A 24,787-nucleotide genomic window follows, 5' to 3' on the forward strand; every position below is an offset into this window, starting at 1 on the left:
CCACTGTTCTTAAACCAAGCACACCCCTACTCCCAAACCACGCGCGCCCCCTATTTCCGAAAGTATCCCGAACGCCCGTCGTCGTAACATCTACTGTGCACACAACTGCCACTCACCATGCTATGTATTCTCAAAATGTCGCACAATCTCAAGGATTTCACGCCCGTATTTTGCGATACGCTTTTCCCCCAATCCGCGCACCTTAAGCAAACCTTCATAGTTTGAGGGACGTATAACCGCAATTTCTCTCACACTCACCTGAGGCAATATCCGATAGGCGGGAACCTTTTCTTCCCGCGAGCGCAACAAACGCCATTCAATAAGCTCTTCAAGAAGCGCTACATGTTCGGGAAATCGTTCCGCAAAGTCGCGTGTTTCCTCATCTTTGCAACGTTGCCGTACCAGGGTCTGTGCTTTTTTTCGCGTGGACTTGGGTGATTGATTCCAATATGGTTCAAGGAACCGAGATATTTTTCGCTGTGTTCCGTTGTGCCCCGTAGTGGCATAGGAGAAAAATAATCGCGTCTGGGCACGAGTTATCCCAACATAGAATAAGCGGCGCTCCTCAGCGATTCCTTCCTCACCTTTAGCTAAAGAAATTGGCATCAAACCTTCATGAAGTCCCGCAAGAAAAACCGTATCCCATTCCAGCCCTTTTGCTGCGTGCAAGGTAGACAGGATAACACCGTCCATGGTGGGCGGATTTTTAGTGTCGGCACGTTCCTGCAATTCTGCCGAAAATGCCGCAATATTCATGCCTTGTTTTTCCAGATCGCGTGCGAGCTCCAGTATCGCTGTGCGCGCTTCCCATTGTTCTCTCACGGCTCCCGCATTTTCCGGCGCTTTTTCACGCCAACCCAATGAGCGAAGAATTGTTCTCACGGCCGAACCGAGGGGTTCTTGCACCCCACTGCGCGAAGCGGCACGAATCGTTGCCATGGCTTCGCGCACTTCTTTGCGTGAAAAGAAGCTCTCTGCGCCCTGCACCTGATACGTTATTCCGGCATCATGTAAGGCTTTTTCGTAGCGCGCCGATTGGGCGTTCGTGCGATACAAAATAGCTATGGAGGACAGCGGGACACCTTTGTTCTTCATGTCGCGAACATGATTCGTGATTATTTCGGCTTCCTCATCTTCAGTTGCGGCCTGGATATAGGAGAGTTCCGGCCCGGAAGAACGCATTGAAACAAGGTGAACCGCGCCTTTGGAACCGTCGTCCTCTATAACTTTGTTCGCAATATCCACAATTTCGGGAGTGGAACGATAATCTCGTGTTAATTCGATTATTTTCGCACCCGGATATTCTTCAACGAAATTCGCAAGGTACGACGACGACGCTCCCGCGAAGGAATAAATCGTTTGAGAGACATCCCCTACCACGCAAATATCTTTACGGCCACCCAACCACAGCTGAAGTAACTGGTGTTGCAGGGGCGAAACGTCTTGGAACTCGTCCACAACAAAATGGCGATATTGGGCGCGCACACTTTCCGCAATATCTTTGCGTTCATAAAGTATCCCGCACAGCACCAGCAGAATATCGTCGAAATCAAGAACATTCTGTTCAAGTTTGACGTCCTCATAGGCGTCCATGAGTTGTGCTATCTCGTCGTAACTGAATCCCGCAATATGCTCACGCCCCATACGCCGGGCAATATCAGGATACGTGTCAGATCCAATAAGTGAAACTTTTGCCCACTCTATTTCAGCCGTAAAATCACGAACATTTAGTTTATCTGTGGGCAGGTTGAGAGCCCCGCATGCCTGGGAGACGAGCGGAATTTTACTGTCACGGATCATTGGTATGTTTCCGCCAATCGCCGTCGGCCAAAAATAGCGCAGTTGACGTAATGCTGCCGAGTGGAACGTTTGAGCCGACACCCCGGAAATACCTAAGCTACGCAGACGCGCGCGCATCTCAGAAGCTGCTTTCGTCGTGAAAGTAACCGCCAAAAGATTGTGCGGGTTGTATGTTCGGGTGTGCACTCCGTAGGCAATTCGATGCGTTATTGCCCGCGTTTTCCCCGTTCCCGCGCCGGCTCGCACGCACACGGCTCCGGTTAAACTGGTGGCAACTTTGCGTTGGTCCTCGTCCAAAAGCTCCAAAATTTTTTCCGGCGTGCGCGCATATGTTTCCGTATGTTCGACGGCTTCCCCGTCGTGTTTTACGCGCGCTGTATTATGTGCGACGTTTTCTTTATGATGCCTCACGCACGCCTCCTTGTGTTCTGCGCCAGGGTTCAGCGAAACCTGCACCACCTCATTCCACACAAAACTTTAGCGCATCCGCAACGCGCCCACCTATCGCTGTGGATAAAGTGCATTTGCGGTTACATGTGGCGGTGTTGTTCGCCCCGAGCTCATCACCCAATCGCTCCTCGGCATCCGGGTAAAATACATGTATGTCACAAATTACGATGTACACAACTCCGTGGTGCGGTTACTGCCGTGCGCTCAAAGATCAGATGAAACGTGCCGGAATTGCCTGGGACGAAGTAAATATTGAAGAAGTTCCCGAAGCTGCGGCGAAAGTCGCGCAGATCAACGGTGGAAACCAGGTTGTTCCCACCCTCGTCTATTCCGACGGAACCTCGATGACGAACCCCAAGCTCAAGCAGATTCAGGAAAAGCTTGCAACGCTCTAAACTTTCCAAGATTCTCCACATCGGCTCAGTAAAAATTTCGCCCAGGCCGTCTTAATTGACACATTTGAGGGCGGTACGAGTTATCGAGACGCTTATGCTTTGACGGGCTTGAACAAGCATAAATCTTTCATGACATTCGCTAAAAAACTAGGAGTTGCGTAAATGTTCCTCCTCGACGCAAATGTCTTTATCCAGGCTAAAAATCAATATTAAGCTTTTGATATAGCTCCAGGATTTTGGGATATATTATCTGCAGGTTAGCACGGCCTACCAACTAATAAACCGGGTTAAATCCTCGCCGGCCCAATCGCTAATTAACATATATGCAATCGAGCTACGCCCCGGAACCATCACACGTCGCTCTTCCAGCGCCACCATAAACTCTTCGCGCGAGAAAAATGCCGCTTCGGTAATCTCCACACCATCGGGTATCACACGGGTGGAAGCGCCTTGCGCCACACGCCCCCGATACCCCAACATCAGCGACTTCGGGAAAGGCCACGGCTGGCTCCCCGCATACGTCACCTCGCCTACGCGAATCTGCGTTTCCTCAAAAACTTCACGACGAACCGCTGCTTCAGGCGTCTCCCCGGCCTCAACAAAACCGGCAACCACCGAATATCGACCCTGCTCCCAGTTCCCATTATGAGCAAGAAGAAGGCGGTCGTCGTCGTCCGTAATCGCCATAATGACGGCAAGATCTGTTCGCGGGAAAAGCAGATGGCCACGCTGGCACGCCCCATTCCATCCGGAGTTTTGGACCTCTATTTTTGCCCCACATTCCGCGCAGAACCGGGCGCTTCGCCACATATTGTTCAAGGCAACCGCTTCAACCGCCAAGCCAGCCTCTGCTGGTGTCCATTCGGGAGCCAAATTACGGATCGACCCCCACGCAAGGCCACCCCAGATTTCCGTGTCGGGATGCAAAACGCGATCCCGAGTTTTCGGGCGACACCCGCCATCGCCCAGCTTTTTCGCCTCAATGCCAGCCAGCAGTGCCTTTTCGCGCAGGTTGCGAACTATCGTCGTCGTATCACAAGAAAAATAATGAAGGTCGTCAACGCTACCTAAATAGTTTGCGTTCCCAAGGGTTTCTCGGAAAATACCGTTTTGCTCAACCTCGCTATAAGTGAAAAAACGCGGGGAAAAAACCGGGGATTTTTCGTCAACAGCAACCGTGTAATCACTAACGAAGAGATACCGCGCCTGCGGGCTGACGCAGATTTTTCCGAGAGCCTCGGCATCTGTGCGTAGTTCTTCACGACGACGAATATCCACGTTGGCAAGCAGTGAAAAAAGGCTGTTTCCGATCATTTGCCAATATTACTATGTTTTTCCGCCCTATTACTGTGTTGTAATCCGCACCTGACGCGAAGAAAATAACACTATGCGAATACTTGACTAAAGGAATGAGGCTCATACGAGATAAAAAATAACGACGTGCTCACAATGCCCTCAGAAACATTCCGTAACAGCATTAAGCACCTCAAAATCTGAATTATACACGTTTTATTAGGCAGAAAGTCACAACATAACAAAACTCACCCCGCGACTTTCGCTGATAATTTCCTTCTAGATGCTTTCTCTGCAACAATTATAAGTGTGAGTACTCTGTCCAGATTCCCCAATACCTCCGCTCGTTATGTTGCGCGCGCGCCAGAACGTACACAGGAAGCAGTGTCGCGGCCTTTACGCCTGGGCGCGCACCTCGTTGAAGGCGGAGCCGATTTTGCCGTGCTCGCACCACACGCAACAGCTGTGGAACTTTGCCTTATCGATAAATCTGGACCTTCTCTTCAAGAACGTCGCTTCAAACTTCACCCCCATAACGGAACGTGGTCCGCTTTCATCCCGGGTGTACGCGCCGGACAAGAATACGGATATCGCGTCCACGGCTTGTGGGATCCCGATCAAGGAATGCGTTTCAATCCCGCGAAATTCCTTCTCGACCCCTACGCTCGCGCCGTCACAGGCTCCCCGGAATTAACCCCGGAATTATATGCGCATCATGTTAATGAAGCACTCTCCCCCACCCAGAACCCTCCGGTTCGTGAAAATCTTGATTCGCTGAAGTACATGTGCCGTGGCGTCATCGTACCACAAACACCCCCGGCAACAAAACAACTCTTCACGCCGTGGGAAAAAACAGTTATTTACGAAACCCACGTTAAAGGCTTTACCCAACAACTTGAACTTATTCCAGAACCTTTACGTGGAACCTACTCCGGTTTAGCTCACCCTGTGTCAACCGATTACCTGCGTTCCCTGGGAGTGACAACCATTGAGCTCCTCCCGATTCACGCAAAAATGAGCGAACCCTTCCTCACCCAACGCGATCTTTCCAACTATTGGGGATATTCCACGCTCAACTATTTCGCCCCAGAACCAAGCTACGCCACGCAAATTGCGCAAATGAATGGACCTCTCGCCGTTATCCAGGAGGTCAAAGACATGGTGGCGCGCCTGCACGAGGCCGGGCTTGAAGTGATTCTTGACGTTGTGTACAACCATTCGTGCGAGGGCGGGGTTGACGGGCCGACGATTTCCTGGCGCGGTTTTGGGCAAACATCGTACTATATGCAGCAACCGAATTATGCTGGCGGTTTTTACGACACGACGGGTTGTGGAAATTCCTTCGATTTCCGCAGGCAGGCCGTTCTGAAAATGACCTTGGATTCTATGCGTTACTGGGTTACGGATATTGGCGTGGACGGTTTCCGTTTCGATTTATCCTCCACATTGGCGCGCAAGGGCGATCAATTCGATCCCAACCATCCGCTCTTCATGGCGATGGCAACAGATCCCGTGCTCTCCAACGTGAAACTCATTAACGAACCGTGGGATATGGGGCCAAACGGTTGGCAAACGGGTAATTTCCCGCACCCCACCGCTGATTGGAACGATCGTTTCCGTGATTCAATCCGTCAATTCTGGGTTGCTGATCAGGGCGCGATTGCAAATGGGCAACCCGGCACCGATTTGCGCGATCTTGCCACCTGTATTGCGGGAAGTGCGGATTTGTTCTCGCATGGCCGTGCGAGTGGCGGGCGCGGACCACTTGCCTCCATTAATTTTGTGACCGCACACGACGGTTTCTCCCTGCGCGATCTTGTGAGCTACAACGGGAAGCACAACGAAGCAAATAAGGAGGATAACCGCGACGGCACCGATAATAACCGTTCCTGGAACCACGGTGTCGAGGGCGACGAAGGTGGGGCTATGGCAGGTTCCCTGCTGGAACGTCGCACCCGGACGATGCGTAATCTTTTAGGTACTCTTCTTCTTTCTTCCGGCGTCCCCATGATTTATGGCGGGGATGAAATGGGAGATACGAAATTTGGTAATAATAATTCCTACTGTCAGGATTCGGAGATTTCCTGGTTGGATTGGGATGTGGAGCCGTGGCAGCAAGATTTGGCAGAAACAACTGCGTTCCTTATTCGCCTGCGTCAAGATCACCGCGTTTTGCGTCCCTCTAGTTTCTACACGGAAACAGTTGATGATTCAAAAGATCAGCTTCCTGATTTGATGTGGTACGGCAACGACGGGAATCCGATGCCGGATTATCGATGGTTTGATCCTATGAACCGCTGTGTTCAGGTGTTGCGTTCCGGTGCGGAACAAGATGCTGATGCGCTGGTGATTATTAATGGTTCGGATCAGTATGTGCCGGTGCGTTTGCCGGAAAGTCGCGGAACTCCTTACGCTTTAACCTGGGATTCGACGTGGCGCAGGCCGATTATTGATTCTACGCGAGTTTACGAGCCCGGTGCTTCAACAGTGGTTGACCCGATGTCCATACGTTTATTCTTCGCCAATCCTGAGCCGTAAAAGCCCTACAATAAAGCCATATCGATAAATTGTTGTGGCGCATAAGCGTTCCACAAACCCAATGGCTAGTAGCTAGAGGAGAAATATGAACGTCGAGGAATCTCTCGAACAATCAACATCTGATGCTTCCCTTGCCCATGCACTTGAGGTGAGTCGCAAAATTGAGGAAAAAATTGCGGTTGACCCCAGTGAATTCCGTGTGCTCACGGGCGATCGTCCCACGGGAAATCTTCATCTTGGGCACTATTTTGGGAGCCTGAAGAACCGCGTGGATTTGCAGAAAAAAGGTGTGGAAACATGGCTTGTTATTGCCGATTTCCAAGTTATTGCAGATCGTGATGGTACCGGCCCCGTTCGTGAGCGCGTGCGTAGCTTGGCAACAGATTATTTGGCTGTCGGGCTCGATCCTGAAGAATCCGTAATCTTCCCTCATTCCGCCATTACGGGGTTGAATGAACTCATGTTGCCCTTCCTTTCTCTTGTTACAGATTCTGAGTTGCGTCGTAACCCGACGGTGAAGGCGGAACACGAGGCAACCGAGGGGCGCCCGCTATCCGGTTTGCTCCTGACCTACCCCGTTCACCAGGCGGCAGATATTTTGTTCTGCAAGGCAAACCTGGTTCCCGTTGGTAAAGATCAGCTTCCTCACCTGGAGCAGGCGCGTGTTATTGCGGATCGTTTCGATAAGCGTTACGGGCGTCCTGAAGGGCACAAAACCCCTGTTTTCCCACGCCCGCAGGCTTTGCTGTCCGAGGCAGTGTCCATTTTGGGGCTTGACGGGGCAAAAATGAGCAAGTCTCGTGGCAACACCATTGATATTGGAATGAGCGCCGACGAAACCGCCAAGCGCGTGAAAAAGGCCGTCACGGACTCAGAACGTTTCATTACATATGATCCGGAAAATCGTCCGGAGGTGTCCAATCTTGTTCTTTTAGCTGCCCTCGCGCAGGGACGCGATCCGCGTGCTGTTGCCGAAGAGATCGGTAACGGCGGGAGTGGCACCCTGAAGAAAATGGTTACCGAGTCCATTAATGAAATGTTCGCACCTATTCGCGAAAAGCGTGCGGAACTTGTTCAAGATATGGGTTACATTGACGGCATTATCCGCAAGGGTATTGAACGCGCAAATGAGCGTGCAGACCAGACCCTGCGTGAAGTGCTTGAAGCCATGCACATGGTCTATTAACAAAAAATAACCTAAACTAGGTAACATACGTGCCACCTCATGGCACCCGGCGAAGAATCATACGCCACCGTCCATCCACTGTCAGCGAAGTTGGGACGAAGAAAGGACTTTCTATGAACAGCGAACCAGTTGCCGCAACCACCGATAAAAAAGCAACAACCGTGAAAAAAACGTCAACCACAGCCACCGCGAAAAAGGAGACAGCGAAAGTAAAGCCAGCTCAGGCGAAGAAAACACCGGCAGCGGAGAAAGCACCGGTAGCTACAAAAAAAGCTTCGGCATCGTCGTCGAAAACAACAAAAACCGTAGCTCCAAAGAAAGAACCCGCAAAAACAGTCAAGAAGGCACACGCAAAAACAGCGAAGAAGAAGCCGGCCGCTCTTGATCCGGCACCCGGGTTTATGACAGCTTTCCCCGAGGCTCCAGCCTCACCCGTTCCTGCGAACCTTTCAAATATCGGGCGTATTCCGATTATGGATATTACGCCAAACGTTCAAAACGGTTCCTGGGCCGCGAAGGGCACGGAAAAGGAAGCATTCCCGGTTCGGGCAACGGTGTGGCGCGAGGGTCACGATCTTTTCGCCTGCGAAGCGGTGCTTGTGGATCCGGATGGTAAAGAAGTGCAGGCGTCCCCCATGGTTCTCGTTCACCCGGGCCTCGGGCGTTACGAAGCGTGGCTCACCCCGCAAACCACAGGAAACTATTCGTATTTCGTGCGTGCATGGTCGGACACCTTTGCCACATGGAAGCATAATGCGGAAATGAAGCTCCCGCTCGATCAGGACGTGGATCTTGTGTTCCTTGAGGCGGACCACCTGTTGCGTCGCGTGAGCAAGTTGCTTCCGCGCGGAAGTAAGGATCGCCCGCTGCTGAACGACGCCCTGGCGGTTATTCGCAGAAAGACAATTCCGGCCTCCGTTCGTTTCGCGTCAGCAACGTCCGAACCGATTATGGATATTATCAGCCGTTATCCCCTGCGTGATTTCCTGACCGAATCCTCACGTTTCCCGCTGGCGGTGGATCGCGAACTTGCCCTGGCAGGTTCCTGGTATGAAATGTTCCCGCGTTCCGTGGGCGCATGGAAGGATGACGACGGCAACTGGAATTCCGGTACCTTGCGTAGCGCATCGGAAGATTTGCCACGTATTGCGAATATGGGCTTTGACATTGTCTATTTGACGCCGATTCACCCGATTGGTTTAACGGACCGCAAGGGGAAGAATAACTCGTTGACGGCGCTTCCGGGCGAACCTGGCTCCCCTTACGCAATCGGCGCGGCTGAAGGTGGCCACGATGCCATCCACCCCGATTTGGGAACAATTGATGATTTCGATGCATTTGTTGCCCGCGCCAAGGAACTTGGGCTTGAGGTTGCGATGGATGTGGCACTCCAATGCTCCCCGGACCATCCGTGGTTGAAGGAACACCCGGATTGGTTCAGCCACCGCGCCGACGGCACGATTGCTTTCGCAGAAAACCCGCCGAAGAAATACCAGGATATTTACCCGCTGAACTTCGACCATGATCCGGAAGGTATTTACGAAGAGATTAAGCGAATTCTCGAATATTGGGTGTCTCATGGCGTCACCCTCTTCCGCGTAGATAACCCGCATACGAAGCCACTCACTTTCTGGCAGCGTATTCTCGCATACTTCCGCGAAAAGCATCCCGATGTTATTTTCCTGTCCGAAGCATTCACGGCTCCGCCTATGATGCGTGGCCTGGGCGCCATTGGTTTCCACCAGTCCTACTGCTACTACGCATGGCGTAACGAGAAGAAGGAAATTGAGGATTATCTGTGGGAAGTTGCCCGCGAATCCGATAGCGTGTTGCGCCCGACCTTCTGGCCAACAACACACGATATTCTCACTCCGTTTATGCAGCACGGTGGCCCGAATGCGTGGCGTATGCGCGCGATTCTAGCGGGAACTGGTGCCCCCACCTACGGCATTTATTCCGGTTACGAATTTGTGGAAGATATTCCGCGCGGCAAGTTCGAAGAGCAGAATAACAACGAAAAGTACGAATACCGCCCCCGCGATTACACCCGCGATCCCTACGGAATTCAGTTGCTCCTTGGCCAGCTGAACGAGATTCGTAAGAAACACACGGCTTTGCGTCGTCTGCGCGATATTCGTATTAACCCCACCTCGAACCCGAACATTTTGTGCTTCACCCGCACGGCTCGCCCGGAGGAGACCCCGGACGGCAAGTGGGATCACGTGATTGTCGTGGTTAATCTTGATCCACACAACACCCAGGAGGGCATCGTGGATCTCGATTTGACCGCGTTTACGGAGGATGGGGTTGCTCCCACCAACATTGAGGTGGTCGATCAGCTCGGTTACGGAACGTACACCTGGGATGCACATCCCTTTGTTCGCCTTGATCCGTACCGCAATGTCGCCCACATCTTCGCGGTTCGTAAGCCGTAACTGTTCCTTAAAGGTATGAGTAGCCGTTTTGCTGTAACTCCAACGGCTGCTCATACGAGGGGTGCGTGGCGGTTCATGTGTAATTTGCGTGGTTAATAAGTAACCTGCGCGGTTCACACGTAACCAACGCGATTCGCACGTAATTCGCGCAATCACCTATCCCTGTAAAATAAGGGTTTATGAACATAAACGACCTTCATTCGGCACTCGGTTCGTGGCTCACCACTCACACGTGGGGCCCTGAACCGGGTGCCGATTTTCGCATTCTTTCGCTCCGAGAAATATGTTCGGACGGCTTCACTTTACGTTTCGCATGGGTCCTCATCGAATCGGGAAACGTCACCTACAACGTCCCATGTATTTTCGACGACGCGGCTGGCGCCGAAACTCGCGTCCATGACGCTGTTTACCATCCTTTCGGCCAGCGCATCATTTTTGAGTTGGCTACGGGATTACATGGCTTGGTGTGGAAGAATATTCCCTCCCCCGTGTGGGATTCGGATTTTCTTCACGCTCAACAACCGTGTATCGAAACGCATCCTCTGGCTGGAAGCAGCGGCGAAAAGTCCTCACTTGACGAAATGTTCGGCAAAGATAATCTTGCATCTACCCCGGAGCAAACGTGCGTGAACGGGCGTGGCGCCGGGCAGAACACAGGACATGGCGCCGGGCAGAACACAGCACAGGACACGGGACAGGGCACCGAGCAAAACACCGGACGGGACACGGGACAGGACTCCTGCGTCGTCGATAAAAATAAAAGGGCGAAAGAGGCCTTCGCCAATTGTGGTGGCGAGGTTCTGGATGCGAAGGTATATGGTGGCGAACAGTCCAACACCTCCATTATTTATACGACGAGGGCGAAACCCGTCATTATTAAACTTTTCCGCAGATACCTTGAAGGCTGTAACCCTGACTGTGAGCTTTCCAATGTGTTAGCCGGTAGCGAGGTCATCCCCGAACCCTACGGGTATGCGAGCCTGGTGGGCGAGAACGCAACGGGACAATATACCGCGAGCGCGGAATCTTCTTGCGTACATACGGGCAAGTATCATGTGGGCACCGCGGACACAGACAGTCCTCACGCGAGCGCGGACGTATTGTATGCCTCGGAATTTTGTGAGGGCGCTATTGACGGCTGGAGGTTTATTACCTCGCATCTCAGAGATGCGGTAGAAGCTGTAGACGCAGTAGAAGCAGTAAGCGGGGTGAATGCTGAATGTGGAAAAGGGGCGGAAGGCCATACGCGAAGCATAGCGCCTCCCGCTCGTCTTAACGACATAACACGTGAACAGTGCGTTGCCCTGGGGCGTTTAACGAAAAAATATCTGGATATTCTTGCCCGCGAGTGCCCCACAGTTTGCGCAAGTGCCCAGGAAAAGCGAATAATGCGGGAAATCTGGGATGAGCGGGCCCGCGACGCCCTTGCTGTGTGCCCCGAGCTCGTCCCGTTTTCGTCACGCATTTCCCGTATTTTCGACGAGGCAGAACACTCCGAGTGGCCACAACTACAGCGTATTCATGGGGATTTCCATCTTGGGCAGGTACTGCGCGTCCCTTCCCTGAGTGTTTCGGCGCAAGAACCAGGGCGCTTCTCTGAAGAAAACACGCCTAGCGCTACTATCGCCACACACGACGCAACCACACATAAAGGTGAGGCACAGGCCAGGCGCGCAACCGTCGTCGAAAATCCTTCACCATACGAAAATAGCGATACGGGCGAGGCGCACGGTAACTCTTGCCCCGCTAACACCTATCGAACCGAGCCGGGGGCAACACATTGGGTCGTTATTGATTTTGAGGGTGAACCTTTGCGGTCGCTCTCCCAGCGACGTCGCCCAGATCTTGCGTTGCGGGACGTTGCCGGAATGATTCGGTCTTTTGATTACGCCGCGGGTTACGCTATACGTGAAGGGCTTGATGAGCGTAGCGCTCATTCCTGGCGTAGCGCCGCAATATCGGCTTTTTACCGGGGATATGGCGCGATTCCGCAGCAGTTTCTTTCCCTGTATCGTGCCCTAATCATAGACAAAGTCCTCTACGAAATTACTTACGAGGCAAAAATGCGTCCAGATTGGCTTTTTATTCCTCTCGCTGGAGCTTTATTCTTGCTAGAATAGCTTCAAGCAATTAAAAGTTCGGATTTCACTGACGGTGTCTTGTGTGAATCGTACAGGTAACCGGCATGCCGTTCAGTGCAGAGAGGCACTACTGATGAATAATTACGTTCAGGTCGATACAACACTTTTAGATGCGGTATCGAACGGGTGGCATTACGCTCCTCACGACATTTTAGGACCACATAGTAATGGCGAAACTGTTACTATTCGCGTTATTCGTCGTTTGGCCGACGAAGTTTTCATTGAAACCTTAGATGGGCGTTACCAGGCCGAACATGAATTTAACGGCATTTGGCGCGCGGTACTTCCAACGGCGGAAATACCGGATTACCGCGTCATTGCTGTTTATGGCGGAGTTGAGGATCGAAGCGATGATCCCTACCGCTTCATGCCAACCCTCGGGGAAACCGATATCTATCTCATTAGCGAAGGTCGCCACGAACAATTGTGGGAAGCACTAGGCGCACATGTCCGCCGTTTCCCCTCCGTTCTTGGTGATGTAGAAGGAACCTCCTTCTCCGTGTGGGCACCCAACGCGAAAGCTGTCCGCGTCGTCGGTGATTTTAACGGCTGGGACGGAACACTTCACTCTATGCGTAGCCTTGGCGAATCTGGTTTGTGGGAAATTTTCATTCCGCAGGCACGCGCAGGTAGCCGCTATAAGTTTGAAATCCAGTACAAGGATTTGTCCTGGCATCAGAAAGCTGATCCTATGGCTCGCTATTCTGAAACGGCTCCATCCACGGCCTCTATTGTGACGGAATCCTCCTACGAGTGGCAGGATGAGGAATGGATGAAGAACCGCGTCAACCCGATGGATGGCCCCATTTCTATTTACGAGGTTCATCTTGGCTCCTGGCGTCAGGGATTGAGCTACAGTGAGATTGCTGATCAGCTTATTGGGCACGTCAAGTATTGCGGTTTCACCCACGTCGAGTTTATGCCCGTTGCAGAGCACCCCTTCACTCCCTCATGGGGCTATCAGGTAACGGGGTATTTCGCGCCAACATCACGTTACGGAACCCCGGACCAGTTGCGTTACCTCATTGATCGCCTCCACCAGGCAGGTATTGGTGTTCTTACCGATTGGGTTCCCGCGCACTTTGCCACCGACGAATGGGCTCTCGCCAACTTTGATGGAGAACCGCTCTACGAAGATCCCAACCCGAAGCGTGGCGCCCACCCGGATTGGGGAACGTTGGTGTTCAACTTCGGTCGCCGGGAGGTACGCAACTTCCTCGTCGCCAATGCTCTGTATTGGTTGGAAGAGTTCCATTTCGACGGCATTCGTGCCGACGCTGTTGCCTCCATGCTGTACCTTGATTACTCGCGTGACGATGGGCAGTGGGAACCGAATGTGTATGGTGGACGTGAGAATCTTGAGGCCATCCAGTTCTTGCAGGAAACCAATGCAACCGTGTATCGTCGCAATCCGGGTGCCCTCATGATCGCGGAGGAATCCACATCCTGGCCTGGCGTTACCGGCATGACAGACGGTGGCGGGCTTGGTTTCGGACTCAAGTGGAACATGGGGTGGATGAACGATACGCTCAGCTACTTTAAGGAAGAACCCGTCAACCGTAGTTGGCATCATGGGGAAATCACGTTCTCCATGGTCTATGCGTATTCAGAGAACTTTATGCTCCCCATTTCGCACGACGAGGTTGTGCACGGCAAGGGCTCTCTATACGGGAAGATGCCGGGCGACGATTGGGCTAAGCGCGCTAATATGCGTCTGTTGTTCTCCTACATGTGGGCACATCCCGGTAAGCAACTGTTGTTCATGGGGCAGGAATTCGGGCAGATTCGTGAATGGAACGATAATTCTTCGCTTGATTGGTGGCTCACCGAACAACCGGGCCACGATGGCATTATGAGCCTTGTAAAGCGTTTGAATGAAATTTATAAAGAAAATCCAGCTCTTTACAGCGACGATTTCACGCCTCACGGATTCGAATGGATTGATGGTTCGGATGCGAACGGCAATGTTATTACGTTCCTGCGCCGTAGCAAGGACGGTAAGGACGTGATTGCGGTTGCCTGTAACTTCTCCGGAGTTCCTCACAACGATTACCGTATTGGTTTACCTGAAGGTGGCGTGTGGGAAGAAATTCTCAACTCTGACGCTGTGGAATATGGCGGAAGTGGTGTCGGTAATCTTGGCAAGGTTGTTGCCGACGAGCAGGAATGGAACGGACGTCCATATTCGGCACCTGTTCAACTTCCACCGCTCGGCGTTGTTTACCTTAAGCCAACCCACACTATGCCTGAGGTAGCTGAGGATTGCGCTTGCGAGGAAGGCGCTGCCGAGGCTACGGCTGTTGCTGAAAAGGCAGAAGGTACCGAAAAGTAACTTTCTTCACCTGGCGGGGGGTGTGAAAACTACGTAGTTTTCACACCCCCCGCTCGTGTCAAACCTGCGAGAACAATGCCGTAGCCAACTTCTTACGGGCATCTTTCAGGCATTATCAGTGAGAAATATATGCCTGATGTAATGCGCCCGATATAACGCGCCCGATATAACGCGCCTGAGCAAAGCATGAAATGGCATAGAGCTAACGAAAAACAGACGTTTAGAACAGCGCCATAGCCAACTTCTTACGTGCGTCTTTCACAAGATCAGTCGATGCACCCACAGCGTTAAACAACTCAAGAAGATGCACGCGGGCCTTTTCTTTTTCCTCCCCGCCACTCACACTAATCACATGAATAAGGCGCTGGAAAGCTAAATCTGGGCGTCCCCCGGCAACTTCCGTATCCGCAGCAAGAAGTTGCGCATCGACGTCCTGAATCCCGGCACTATCAGCCTTTGCAAGGACCTCCTCGGGCGACGTTCCCTCCACACGCTCAAGAAGAGAAATCTGGGCCAACCCAACAATGCCGGCTTCGTTACCCGGTTCTTCGTCGAGAAGTTTTGTGAATTCGGCATGGGCGAGCTTCATATCTCCGGCGTCCATCGCCTTCAGCGCAGCCACTTCATGCTCATTACGCAAAGGAGCCCCGGCTTCCTCTTCGTTTCCGCTAATACGCCCGGCAACACCCGCGCCTTTAGCTGCCTCAAGAAGCTGATCAATAACCTGAGATATTGCCTTTGTATCGGGGACGCCTTGGAAAAGAGGAACGGGTTGGCCTTTAATCACGGCAAGGGCCGTTGGGACAGCCTGAACACCAAAAGCCTGCACAAGCTGCACTTCTGTTTGAGCATTCACCACGGCAACCTGGAAGCGTCCGTCGCGGTTCTTACTTTCGTTTTCAAGAAGCGCGCCAACTTCTCCCGCTAAACCGTCCCCTGTAAATAGAACAATAACGGGAACCTGTTCCGAAAGCCCTGCAACTTCTTGCAGTCCTTGAACATTTAATGTCCGCACATATTTTCCCGGAATTGCGGCAGCCTTTTCCTGTTCCTGCGCTGCTTTACGCGCACCTAAATCAACGGCACCATACAGTGACATATTCTTCCTTCAACATTGATCCATATTAATCTGATGATGAATCCGTGCGGGAAACATCGTGGTTGTTGTTACGACGGAAACCCAGCCCAAACCGTAGCAGGACATTTACGGAACACTCGCCGCGAAACATAACCATATTCACGGCGCACCCGCCACGAACAAGCCTTACCTAAAAGCAACCTCACGGCATATCCGCCACGAACAAGCCTCGCAACATATTCATCACGAACCAGCCTGGTTACCCATTTTTCACATCGGTAATCACATAAGCGCTGGCAGAGACCGCCGAAATATTCTTTTCCTTCGCCTTATCCGCGGGAACATAGAGAGCGATGGTGAAAGTACCGTTAATATCCATGTTTTTATTAACCCCGACCTCCGCATTCGTCGCATTAGTTGCTAACGCAGCGATTCGTGGATCTTTCACCGTCATTTTTCCGCCATTTGCTGTTACGCTCAGCTTAATTCCGTGATTCACCTGGAAAATAACAAGCGCGCCACCATCTTCGGTGCGAAGAGCCTGAATTCCGTTATCGACAGGGGCAAAACTCTGCGCGGCCGTCCCAACACCCTGAACTCCTGCCTTATATCCCTCGAAGGTAGTAGCTAATTCTTTACGAACAGTATCAGGCTCCGTTGGAGAATTCCCCGCCGTATAAACTTTACCGCCGGTATCCGCGCCATTGAGCGCATTAATATAGCCGTCCCGAATTTCTTTAGGTGAAGCAATGAGCCCCGCCTTATCCTCGGCAACTATGCTTTGCGCACCTTTTTCCCCGGCAGGAATTTTCGGCAACTTAGCGCCTGGCAAAATATCCATGGCCGCCCACACGGACCAGTTATCCCGCGCCTGATTCTGCACGAAAATATCAATTCCCTGAGTCGTCTTATTAGACGCCCAATTCACAATCGCAATAGCGTTTCGCGGGAATTTTTGCCCGGAAATAGCTAATGAATCAGTTGCCTGGGAGATTTCCGGCATCTTGTATGCGTTGCCAAGAAGATGCTTCAAACGGTAATGCGCATCGCGTTCACGTGCGATGGGACCAGAAACACGCCCGTCGAAACCTTCCTTCTTTAATTCTTTATCGCTCTGTTGCAATTTCTTGAAAATTGTGGGGATAACGGTTTCCTTAAATTTCGTGGTCGCAATCGCGGGACGATCTTCCACCTTTGCTTCTTTTGCACTGAGTGAGGAGGTTGCCCCACAACCAGCGAAAAGAATGCTCACTGCCGCAATGGCGCCGTAAATTCGTGTGTGCTTACGCATTCTTTTCTTCCTCACTATCGTGTTCCGTCTCTTTCTTGGCTATACCCGCTTCGCCCCACATATCCCAGTTACTCGTCTCCTCGGTATTCACGTTCACCTTGGATTGGTTCATGGAGGCTTGAATAATGGGTGAGCTTCCGGGTTCGTTGGGAGCTATTATTTCCGGAGTCATAATAGATTCACGACGAATGGGTTGCGTATCTGCAGCCCTGGCTCCACCCTTAGTTGCAGTTTCTGAACGAACAGGATGCCAATTCAATCCCTTCGCTTTGCCTTTCGCGGTATCTTCCGGCGCGCCATCACCAGTTACTCTGTGCTCCCCGGTAACGACCTGATTAAAATCGCCACGGACATTGTTAGTTACACTGTGCTCTCCGGTGGCAGCCTCATCACTATCGCCACGGACATTATCAGTTACGCTGTGCTCCCCGATAGTAACCTCATCACTATCGCCACGCTCATCCTCATCTTGTGTGGATGCCACTTCTGGTTCCGTAGGGGAATCAGCAGGTTCGTTGGTTTCCTCCTGTGCGTCGGAAGTTTCCTCCTCGCTTTCAGGATTTTCCAAAACAATACGATCCTTATCTTGGAGAGGACGTTCACGTAATTCTTCGGCACGCGGACTGACCGGTAAAATACCGGCACCCAGGGTGTTTAGCGTCAATTCTTTTTGTTCTTCACGCGATACATCAACCGGATCTTTCACCTTGGGAAGAACGCTTGTTTCTTCAGCAGCTCGCGCCGCGCGACGAGCCTTGGTGCGGGCCCCTGCCTCACGATCCTTGAGTTTCGCCATAACGTGATTTGTTTCATGATTCTGACGTCGATTCATATAGAAACCGATGGCTGTCAATATTAAACCAAGGACGCCCACCAGCACCGGCATGGTGCGAGTAGATGTCGATGTCCACGTGAGTTTCACCGTGGGAATTGCGCCGGACTCCGTCGTCGCAATAATAGATTCATTTCCTGAACTTTTCACGTCATAGGAAAAATCAATTTTGCCGGCATCTTTCTCGACGTTAAACCACATATCCGAGGTGTCAAGATGTTGAGGTTTCGCTTCGCCATCCTGAATCTTAGTGACCAGTTCATCATCCTTTTTCCCGGTAATAACCTGGGTGCGCAAACCCTTCGCGTAGTTGGTGACATCGTCCCCATACCCCGTTGCGACGATAATTTTCTCACTAGACGGCGCGGTGACGGAAATACGCACATGCGTTCCACCCATTTCTAACGCGCCCGGTTGCGTGATAACAACACCCTTGCCGTTAGCTGTTGTGGAACCGGATGCGCTCAACGACGATTTAAACACCGTGCCGAGTAGCAACCCAATCACCAGGGCAATAAAGCCGACGGCAATAAGAGCTGTTCCCCCGAATTTTTTCATCTTAACCTCTTAACGTGACGCCCAACACGCATACATGGGCGCAAAATACATACCTCATCTTATAATACCGAAGCTATGTGGAACGGTCATAGTTTTTCCCGCCACTAATGCTGAAGGCGCAAGAAAAATTCAGTTATTTTTAAGACATTAATGTGTTCTTCTTCCGCTTTTTCAAGACAACATGTGTTTCTCTCCCGACTAACGTAAACTTCCAGTACCCTTAGATTGAAGATTGAGAAAGGTGCGCCATGACAGAATTTGAGCTATTTCCTACTGTTCGACGAGGGTATGACAAAGCCCAGGTTGACGAATATATTCACCAGTTAGACGACGCTCTGGGCAGAGCGCGCTCACGACTTGCCGACCTTGATAGTCAATTTCTTCAAGTCTCAGGGCAATTGGCTGAAGCGCAGAAGAAAATTCAAGAACAGCAACGGCCGTCCTATTCCGGTTTGGGAACACGGCTCGAATCATTGATGCGCTCAGCTGAAACACAGGCGATGGATGTTATAAAACGAGCCAATGCCGACGCCAAAAAACTTGTTGAACGCGCCAAACTCTCAGCCACACATCTTACCGATAGCGCCACCACTGAAGCTCAGGAAACCCTCGATAATGCGCGAAAAGATGCCGAGGATACTCGTGAGCGCGCAACTTCCGAGGCCAATGAGCTCACCGAAAATTCTCAACGAACAGCGCAGAATCTTGTAGAAACTGCAACTCGTGAAGCCGAGCATATTCGTGCGGTTGTTCGTCATGAGGAAGCAGAAATTCGCACCCAGCTCAAGCATGATGAAGAAAATGCTCGCGCTATCCTCACGAAAGAATTGACGCAGGCACGCACCAGCACAGAGGATGAAATCGCGCGGATGCGAGCTGAAGCAACTGAGGAAGTTGCTACTTTACGTAAAGAAGCTCAGGATGAAACCTTTACTTTACGCGAATCAACGAAGCGCGAGGTTGAGGCGATGCGTAGTGAAGCGGAGGAGTACGCACAAAATGTGCGGCGCCAAGCCGATGAGGAAACGCAGGCTTTACGAGTAGAAACGGAAAGTTACGTCACCAAGCTACGTACCGATACAGAGCGGGAAATGGCAGACAAGCAGGCCGATGAGGCTGCCGAGCGTTCTCGTATTGATAAAGAGACTCGCGAAAAACTCAATGCTTTCGTTCATGAAGCAGAAGCTCGTGCAGCTCAGGCTGAACAGAGTGCTCAGGAGGCAACTCAGAAGGCAAATGATTTGAATACGTCCTCCACCCAGGAAGCAACTCAACGCATTGAGGAAGCCCGCGCTGAAGCCACGCATATTTTGAACGTTGCACGTAGTGAAGCTGAACGTATGCGCACGGATGCACGTGAAGAAGCCTCGGCTATGCGTGAAAGTGCCAATGCGGAAGTTGCTGGATTGAAGGAACAACACGCCCTTCTGTCTACATATATTGAGGATATGCGTGGCCTTCTTTCTTCATCGAACGTCCCTCTTGCTCTGCAAGAAATTGTTGAGAGTGGCGAAGATAAAGCAGAATTAAACAAGGCTAGTGAGGAAGGCGTACAGGAAGGCGAAGCTCACTAAAACAATGGTGAGCGCATGTTAAATATTCGCATTCTTTAACGTCGCCCACGATGTTGCCAACAACTGGGGTGCCAATGCCTGCGTGAATCCACGCCGTATTGAGCACCCCAAATAGTATCTTCCGTCCATGCCACAACATTTTTAGCGCCAACGGGAATAATTCCCTGGCATCCCGGGCAGACGTATTCTTTTTGCGCTCGGTTACCCCGATGAACTTTGTAGGTAGCGCCGTTTTTGCCCTCTTCATAGGTGAAACCACCCATGGCAGCACGCACATTGAGCGGCTTGACGGGACGTTGATATTTTTTCAAGCGACGCATGTAGCTACTGTAACGCTTTTATTGGAGATCTGCTCATTTGGCGTCGAATGCCACAGGTGCGAATCGAAAACCACCCCGAAACACGACGGGAATAACTACCGCGGAACTTCCCGGCTTACCTACCGCAACTTACCACTGGGCATGAACAGCTCGTGGCTCATTTTAGCGCGGAACTTCGCCGTCAAGTTACCGTGAACTTCGCCGTCAGTTCGGCGCATGTTACCGCGGAACTTCCCTACCCGCTCGATACACTTTGAGAAGATCTAGCCCCTCAGACCCACACACCAACACATCCGCACGTTTGCCCACAGCCAACTCTCCTACGTTCTCCAACCCCATCACGCGCGCCGGATTCATAGTCGCCATCTGCACACAATCAACCAGCCTCACCCCGGATTCATAGAGTGCTCGCACAATATCGAGCAAAAACCATGTGCCACCCGCAAGATTTCCGCCCCGCAATCGCGCAATCCCCTCTACCACATTCGTTTGAAGCCCGCCCAGCTCGTAGGTGCCGTCCGGCATTCCCGCGGCCGCAATAGCGTCGCTAATAAGACACACTCGGTCCGGCCCCAAAATATCAATAATATTGCGTACTAACCCCATGGACACGTGTTTTCCGTCGGCAATAAATTCGACCATCGCTTCATCGCGAGCCGCTGCTGCCAAAAATTCCCCAATCGGCCCGGGACTACGGTGCCGAAGTTCGCGCATCGCATTAAAAAGGTGATTCACGACCGGCACCCGCGCACTACCCCGCTCCCGCAATAATCCCACCGCGTAATCGTTAAGACCGTGCGCGTCTTGTGCCATGCAATGTGTATGCCCCCACGTTGGAATAAGCCCACGCCCAATAATGTGCGAAACAACCGCGTCCGCTCCCTCTATTTCAGGAGCAAAAGCCATCCCATAGGCGTATCCACGGGTCGCATTAATGATTCGATCTGCTACCTGCACGCTGGGCTCAATAATATGTGCAGGATTTTGCGCGCCCGCTCGCTGGTGGGACAAAAATGGGCCCTCAATCATAATTTGAGAAATGACGCCCTTATCTGCCGCATCCGCAAGTAACCCGGCAGTAATTTCCATACGTCGCACGCTCATCGTCGTCATTGCCGCGCCTATGGAAGTAGTTCCGTTGCGGAAATGTTCGTGCGCCCCGCGTTCAATGTCCCCAAGCGTCGTGGCATCGGGGAAAGAAACTCCCCCTCCTCCGTGAACGTGTTCGTCGACGAGCCCGGGCATAATAATGTTCCGTGTAGGTGCCGGTAGCGTTACGTTATCTGGTACCGTAGCCCCGCCCGCGCTGGTTTTTTCTTTATTGTTACGACGATATACTGCCGCCACGGTCCGGTTCTCTTCACAGGTTACGGAACCTTTAGCCACTAGTGCTTTAAAGTGCTCGACCTCGCCGACGAAAATAATTTCGTCGCCTTCCCAGGCACACACCCCATCATCAATAATCCCCGAAGAAACAACAATTTGACCGCGCTCAATAACCATAGCCATAACCATAACCATACCGCACTGTGACGCCTAACTCATTTTTAATAAGTGGGGACACGCAATATCCCGAAACACGCGACTTTCAGCGCCACACCCCCCCTGCGTGCAACGCCTAAAACAACCGATCCTCGACGTTATCGAGGCCACGCATATCGTCGTAATCTAAAATTAAACATTCCAAACCGCGATCTTCGGCTAATGTGCGCGCCTGCGGTTTAATCTCCTGCGCCGCAAAAACTCCACGAATGGGTTGTAGCAGTGGGTCGCGCCCCAGGAGCTCCATGTATCGCGTGAGTTGCTCCACCCCGTCAATTTCACCGCGCCGCTTAATTTCGACGGCAATAAACCCGCCACGCGAATCTTGAACCATGAGGTCCACCGGCCCAATCGCCGTTGGATATTCACGACGAACAAGTTGCGCCCCTTTTTCCACACGGTCAACCTGCTCTGCAAGAAGTTTTTGAAGATGGGCTTCTACCCCGTCTTTCACAAGTCCCGGTTCAATTCCGAGGTCGCGCGCAATATCGTCGTAAATCTCGTAAATACATATCACGAGTTTGTCGTCAGTTTTGGTGTTGCGCACTTCCCAGACGCTAGTGATTCCCGCATCGAGTTCGTCTTGGCTGGGTTCGCGCTCACTCATAACGTTTGGCGCCATCATCCAGTTGAGGGGTTTGTAGGAGCCGGTGTCTGCGTGGACGAGCACGCTACCGTCAGCTTTTATCATAATGAGGCGGTCGGCCACTTCGAGATGTGCATCGAGTCGGCCGGAGTAATCAACGGAACAGTGTGTAAATATGAGGCGCATAGTCGTCATTCTAAGCGCAGACCCACAGAAAACCTAGGGCAAGAAAAAAGGCGTGAAAACCTTCACGCCTTATAGGGGACACCCCTACTCAAGCTCAAAGAGCGCGATCTCGCCCATGGGCGGCGCAGAATCCGCCCAGGCGACCATCGTCGTATATACGGGGTGGGACATTGCGAGCATAATGTCCCTATTTTTGGCCAAAACCTTAATAATAACGGCGTCCTCGGTTTCATTCACAACAGTTGTGTCCAAGGTACGCCGGCTTATAGAAAATTTTGGTTTCATGGAGAGGCTACGGATTGCGTACCACTCCAGATTTTCTTGGCAAAAGAACAAAATTCCTGTGTGCCACGCACCGTTACCTGTACGTGCGGCGCATTGCGAGGAACCCATCATGGAGAGCAGATGGCGCACTCTCCACAAAAAATAGATAAGGAGCACGAACAGTATCACAGCTATTACTCCGAGCAGAGAAAACACCGTGTATACCATTCGTGCTCCTTATCAGCTTTCGTCAACTATGCTTTGGAATCGTATTCCACAGTATCGGCGACGATAATGATCTGATTGGCTGAAAGGCTTGCGAATGCGTCTCCTTCAATCTCAAAAATGCGCTGAACGCCCTGAGCGTCGTTAACAATAACCTGTCCTTTTTCCAACAGTGTAAGGAACGGCGTATGGTTCGTCATAATACCGAGGGAGCCACCTTGCCCTGGGACAATCACCTGAGTTGCGTCTCCGCGCCAGCACAGTTCTTTTTGTGACACGATTTCAACATCAAGCATTATTTCGCCCTAAGTTCAGCAAACTTGCGTTCCAGATCCTCGATACCACCAATATTGAAGAAGGCCTGTTCAGGAACATGATCGTATTCGCCGTCGCAAATACGGCGGAAGGCTTCCACTGTTTCGTCGACGGGAACCGTTGAACCTTCAACACCGGTGAACTTCACAGCCGTGTACATATTCTGCGAGAGGAACTGCTGAATACGGCGAGCGCGAGCAACCGTGAGCTTATCTTCTTCAGAAAGTTCATCCACACCAAGAATGGAGATGATGTCCTGAAGTTCCTTGTTCTTCTGGAGAATTGCCTTGACGCGGGTTGCGACCTCGTAATGGGTTTTACCCACAACCTGCGGGTCCAAAATACGCGAGTTGGATGTGAGCGGATCCACCGCCGGGTAGATACCCATGGAAGCGATTTCACGCGAAAGCTGTGTTGTTGCATCCAAGTGGGCGAAGGTGGTGGCGGGAGCCGGATCCGTGTAATCGTCCGCTGGCACGTAAATTGCCTGAAGGGAGGTAATGGAGTGGCCACGTGTGGATGTAATACGTTCCTGAAGGGCACCCATTTCGTCTGCCAGTGTGGGCTGGTAACCCACGGCGGAGGGCATACGTCCAAGAAGTGTGGAAACCTCGGAACCTGCCTGGGTGAAACGGAAGATGTTGTCAATAAAGAGGAGCACATCCTGATTGGCAACATCACGGAAGTATTCCGCCATTGTCAGGCCGGAGAGGGCAATACGCAAACGCACTCCCGGCGGTTCATCCATCTGGCCGAAAACAAGCGCCGTTTTATCCAACACGCCCGCTTCTTCCATTTCGTGAATAAGATCGTTACCTTCACGGGTACGTTCACCAACACCGGCAAAGACGGACACGCCGTCGTGGTCAAGGGCAACGCGCTGAATCATTTCCTGAATCAATACTGTTTTACCCACGCCGGCACCACCGAACAAACCAATCTTTCCACCCTGAACATAGGGGGTGAGAAGATCAATAACCTTCAGACCCGTCTGGAACATCTTGGTTTCAGATTCGAGCTGATCGAAATTCGGTGCCTTGCGGTGAATCGGCCAGCGCTCCTTGACCTCAAGTTTTTCGCCTTCTTTAAGGTTGAGCGGTTCACCAATAACGTTGAATACGTGCCCTTTTGTGACGTCTCCAACGGGAACGGAAATCGGTTCACCCGTGTCCTTAACTTCCGCGCCACGCACGAGACCGTCCGTCGGCTTCATGGCGATAGTACGAACAACGTTTTCACCCAGGTGCTGTGCAACTTCGAGCACGAGTTCGTTCTCGACGATTCCTCCGTCGCCGGTGGGGAGAGTAGCGTAGGTGATCAGCGCGTTATTAATATCTGGCAAAGCGTCGGATGGGAACTCCACATCGACGACGGCGCCAATGACCTGAACAATTCGGCCGTTGGTGGCCAAACCCTTGGTCAGATCCTCATTCTGTGCAGTCATAG

The 24,787-nt window shown here is 51.9% G+C and carries 18 protein-coding genes; 7 read left to right on the forward strand and 11 right to left on the reverse strand.

What is annotated here, in order from left to right; all coding sequences use genetic code 11:
• Window positions 1-120 precede the first annotated feature (120 nt).
• Window positions 121-2,211, reverse strand: a complete 2,091-nt coding sequence (locus G445_RS09730) for an ATP-dependent DNA helicase UvrD2 (protein WP_084676489.1) — start codon at window positions 2,209-2,211, stop codon at window positions 121-123.
• 191 nt (window positions 2,212-2,402) lie between these two features.
• Here G445_RS09730 and G445_RS0104650 point away from each other — a divergent pair, with 191 nt between their 5' ends.
• On the forward strand, window positions 2,403-2,645 hold the full coding sequence (locus G445_RS0104650; protein WP_022866388.1) for a mycoredoxin: 243 nt from the start codon (window positions 2,403-2,405) through the stop codon (window positions 2,643-2,645).
• 267 nt (window positions 2,646-2,912) lie between these two features.
• Here G445_RS0104650 and nudC read toward each other — a convergent pair whose 3' ends face one another.
• Window positions 2,913-3,959: an NAD(+) diphosphatase gene (gene nudC / locus G445_RS10825; RefSeq protein WP_022866389.1), complete on the reverse strand. Its 1,047-nt coding sequence runs from the start codon at window positions 3,957-3,959 to the stop codon at window positions 2,913-2,915.
• A gap of 288 nt (window positions 3,960-4,247) precedes the next feature.
• Here nudC and glgX point away from each other — a divergent pair, with 288 nt between their 5' ends.
• From glgX to glgB, 5 genes are all read left to right on the forward strand, one after another.
• Window positions 4,248-6,476, forward strand: a complete 2,229-nt coding sequence (glgX, locus tag G445_RS09740; RefSeq protein WP_306718308.1) for a glycogen debranching protein GlgX — start codon at window positions 4,248-4,250, stop codon at window positions 6,474-6,476.
• Window positions 6,477-6,561: 85 nt separating this feature from the next.
• The gene (gene trpS, locus G445_RS0104665) at window positions 6,562-7,662 is read left to right on the forward strand and encodes a tryptophan--tRNA ligase (RefSeq protein ID WP_022866391.1); all 1,101 of its coding nucleotides are present in this window, start codon (window positions 6,562-6,564) and stop codon (window positions 7,660-7,662) included.
• Between the two features lie 113 nt (window positions 7,663-7,775).
• Window positions 7,776-10,097 carry a maltotransferase domain-containing protein gene (locus G445_RS09745; RefSeq protein WP_022866392.1) on the forward strand — a complete coding sequence of 774 codons (2,322 nt, stop codon included), beginning with the start codon at window positions 7,776-7,778 and terminating at the stop codon, window positions 10,095-10,097.
• Window positions 10,098-10,276: 179 nt separating this feature from the next.
• The gene (locus tag G445_RS0104675; RefSeq protein ID WP_022866393.1) at window positions 10,277-12,217 is read left to right on the forward strand and encodes a hypothetical protein; all 1,941 of its coding nucleotides are present in this window, start codon (window positions 10,277-10,279) and stop codon (window positions 12,215-12,217) included.
• A 94-nt stretch (window positions 12,218-12,311) separates the two neighbouring features.
• Window positions 12,312-14,570 carry a 1,4-alpha-glucan branching protein GlgB gene (gene glgB / locus G445_RS09750; RefSeq protein ID WP_022866394.1) on the forward strand — a complete coding sequence of 753 codons (2,259 nt, stop codon included), beginning with the start codon at window positions 12,312-12,314 and terminating at the stop codon, window positions 14,568-14,570.
• A gap of 220 nt (window positions 14,571-14,790) precedes the next feature.
• Here the strand turns inward: glgB and G445_RS09755 are convergent, their stop codons facing one another.
• The 3 genes from G445_RS09755 to G445_RS0104695 all read right to left on the reverse strand — a co-directional run bounded on the left by G445_RS09755 (window position 14,791) and on the right by G445_RS0104695 (window position 18,329).
• Window positions 14,791-15,669, reverse strand: coding sequence for a tetratricopeptide repeat protein (locus G445_RS09755; RefSeq protein ID WP_022866395.1), 879 nt, complete (start codon window positions 15,667-15,669; stop codon window positions 14,791-14,793).
• 238 nt (window positions 15,670-15,907) lie between these two features.
• Window positions 15,908-16,939, reverse strand: coding sequence for a hypothetical protein (locus G445_RS0104690; protein WP_022866396.1), 1,032 nt, complete (start codon window positions 16,937-16,939; stop codon window positions 15,908-15,910).
• A complete protein-coding gene (locus tag G445_RS0104695) occupies window positions 16,932-18,329 on the reverse strand; it encodes a hypothetical protein (RefSeq protein WP_022866397.1) in 1,398 nt (465 codons plus the stop codon). Before G445_RS0104695 ends, G445_RS0104690 begins: the two co-directional genes overlap by 8 nt.
• Window positions 18,330-18,577: 248 nt before the next feature.
• Here G445_RS0104695 and G445_RS10830 point away from each other — a divergent pair, with 248 nt between their 5' ends.
• On the forward strand, window positions 18,578-19,903 hold the full coding sequence (locus G445_RS10830; protein ID WP_022866398.1) for a hypothetical protein: 1,326 nt from the start codon (window positions 18,578-18,580) through the stop codon (window positions 19,901-19,903).
• A gap of 35 nt (window positions 19,904-19,938) precedes the next feature.
• Here G445_RS10830 and G445_RS0104705 read toward each other — a convergent pair whose 3' ends face one another.
• The 6 genes from G445_RS0104705 to atpD all read right to left on the reverse strand — a co-directional run bounded on the left by G445_RS0104705 (window position 19,939) and on the right by atpD (window position 24,785).
• Window positions 19,939-20,223 carry a hypothetical protein gene (locus tag G445_RS0104705; protein WP_022866399.1) on the reverse strand — a complete coding sequence of 95 codons (285 nt, stop codon included), beginning with the start codon at window positions 20,221-20,223 and terminating at the stop codon, window positions 19,939-19,941.
• 219 nt (window positions 20,224-20,442) lie between these two features.
• Window positions 20,443-21,732: an N-acetylglucosamine-6-phosphate deacetylase gene (locus G445_RS0104710; RefSeq protein WP_169511062.1), complete on the reverse strand. Its 1,290-nt coding sequence runs from the start codon at window positions 21,730-21,732 to the stop codon at window positions 20,443-20,445.
• 109 nt (window positions 21,733-21,841) lie between these two features.
• Window positions 21,842-22,537: an endonuclease NucS gene (gene nucS / locus G445_RS0104715; RefSeq protein ID WP_022866401.1), complete on the reverse strand. Its 696-nt coding sequence runs from the start codon at window positions 22,535-22,537 to the stop codon at window positions 21,842-21,844.
• Window positions 22,538-22,621: 84 nt separating this feature from the next.
• Complete coding sequence (locus tag G445_RS0104720; RefSeq protein ID WP_022866402.1) at window positions 22,622-23,029, reverse strand: DUF2550 family protein; 408 nt, start codon at window positions 23,027-23,029, stop codon at window positions 22,622-22,624.
• 26 nt (window positions 23,030-23,055) lie between these two features.
• Window positions 23,056-23,322: a F0F1 ATP synthase subunit epsilon gene (locus G445_RS0104725; RefSeq protein WP_022866403.1), complete on the reverse strand. Its 267-nt coding sequence runs from the start codon at window positions 23,320-23,322 to the stop codon at window positions 23,056-23,058.
• Entirely contained in the window at window positions 23,322-24,785 is a 1,464-nt protein-coding gene (atpD, locus tag G445_RS0104730) for a F0F1 ATP synthase subunit beta (RefSeq protein WP_022866404.1), read from the reverse strand. The genes G445_RS0104725 and atpD overlap by 1 nt, the downstream gene beginning before the upstream one ends.
• Window positions 24,786-24,787: the final 2 nt, after the last annotated feature.

Origin of the sequence: Actinotignum urinale DSM 15805 (assembly GCF_000420445.1) — a bacterium.
Lineage (GTDB): Bacteria > Actinomycetota > Actinomycetes > Actinomycetales > Actinomycetaceae > Actinotignum > Actinotignum urinale.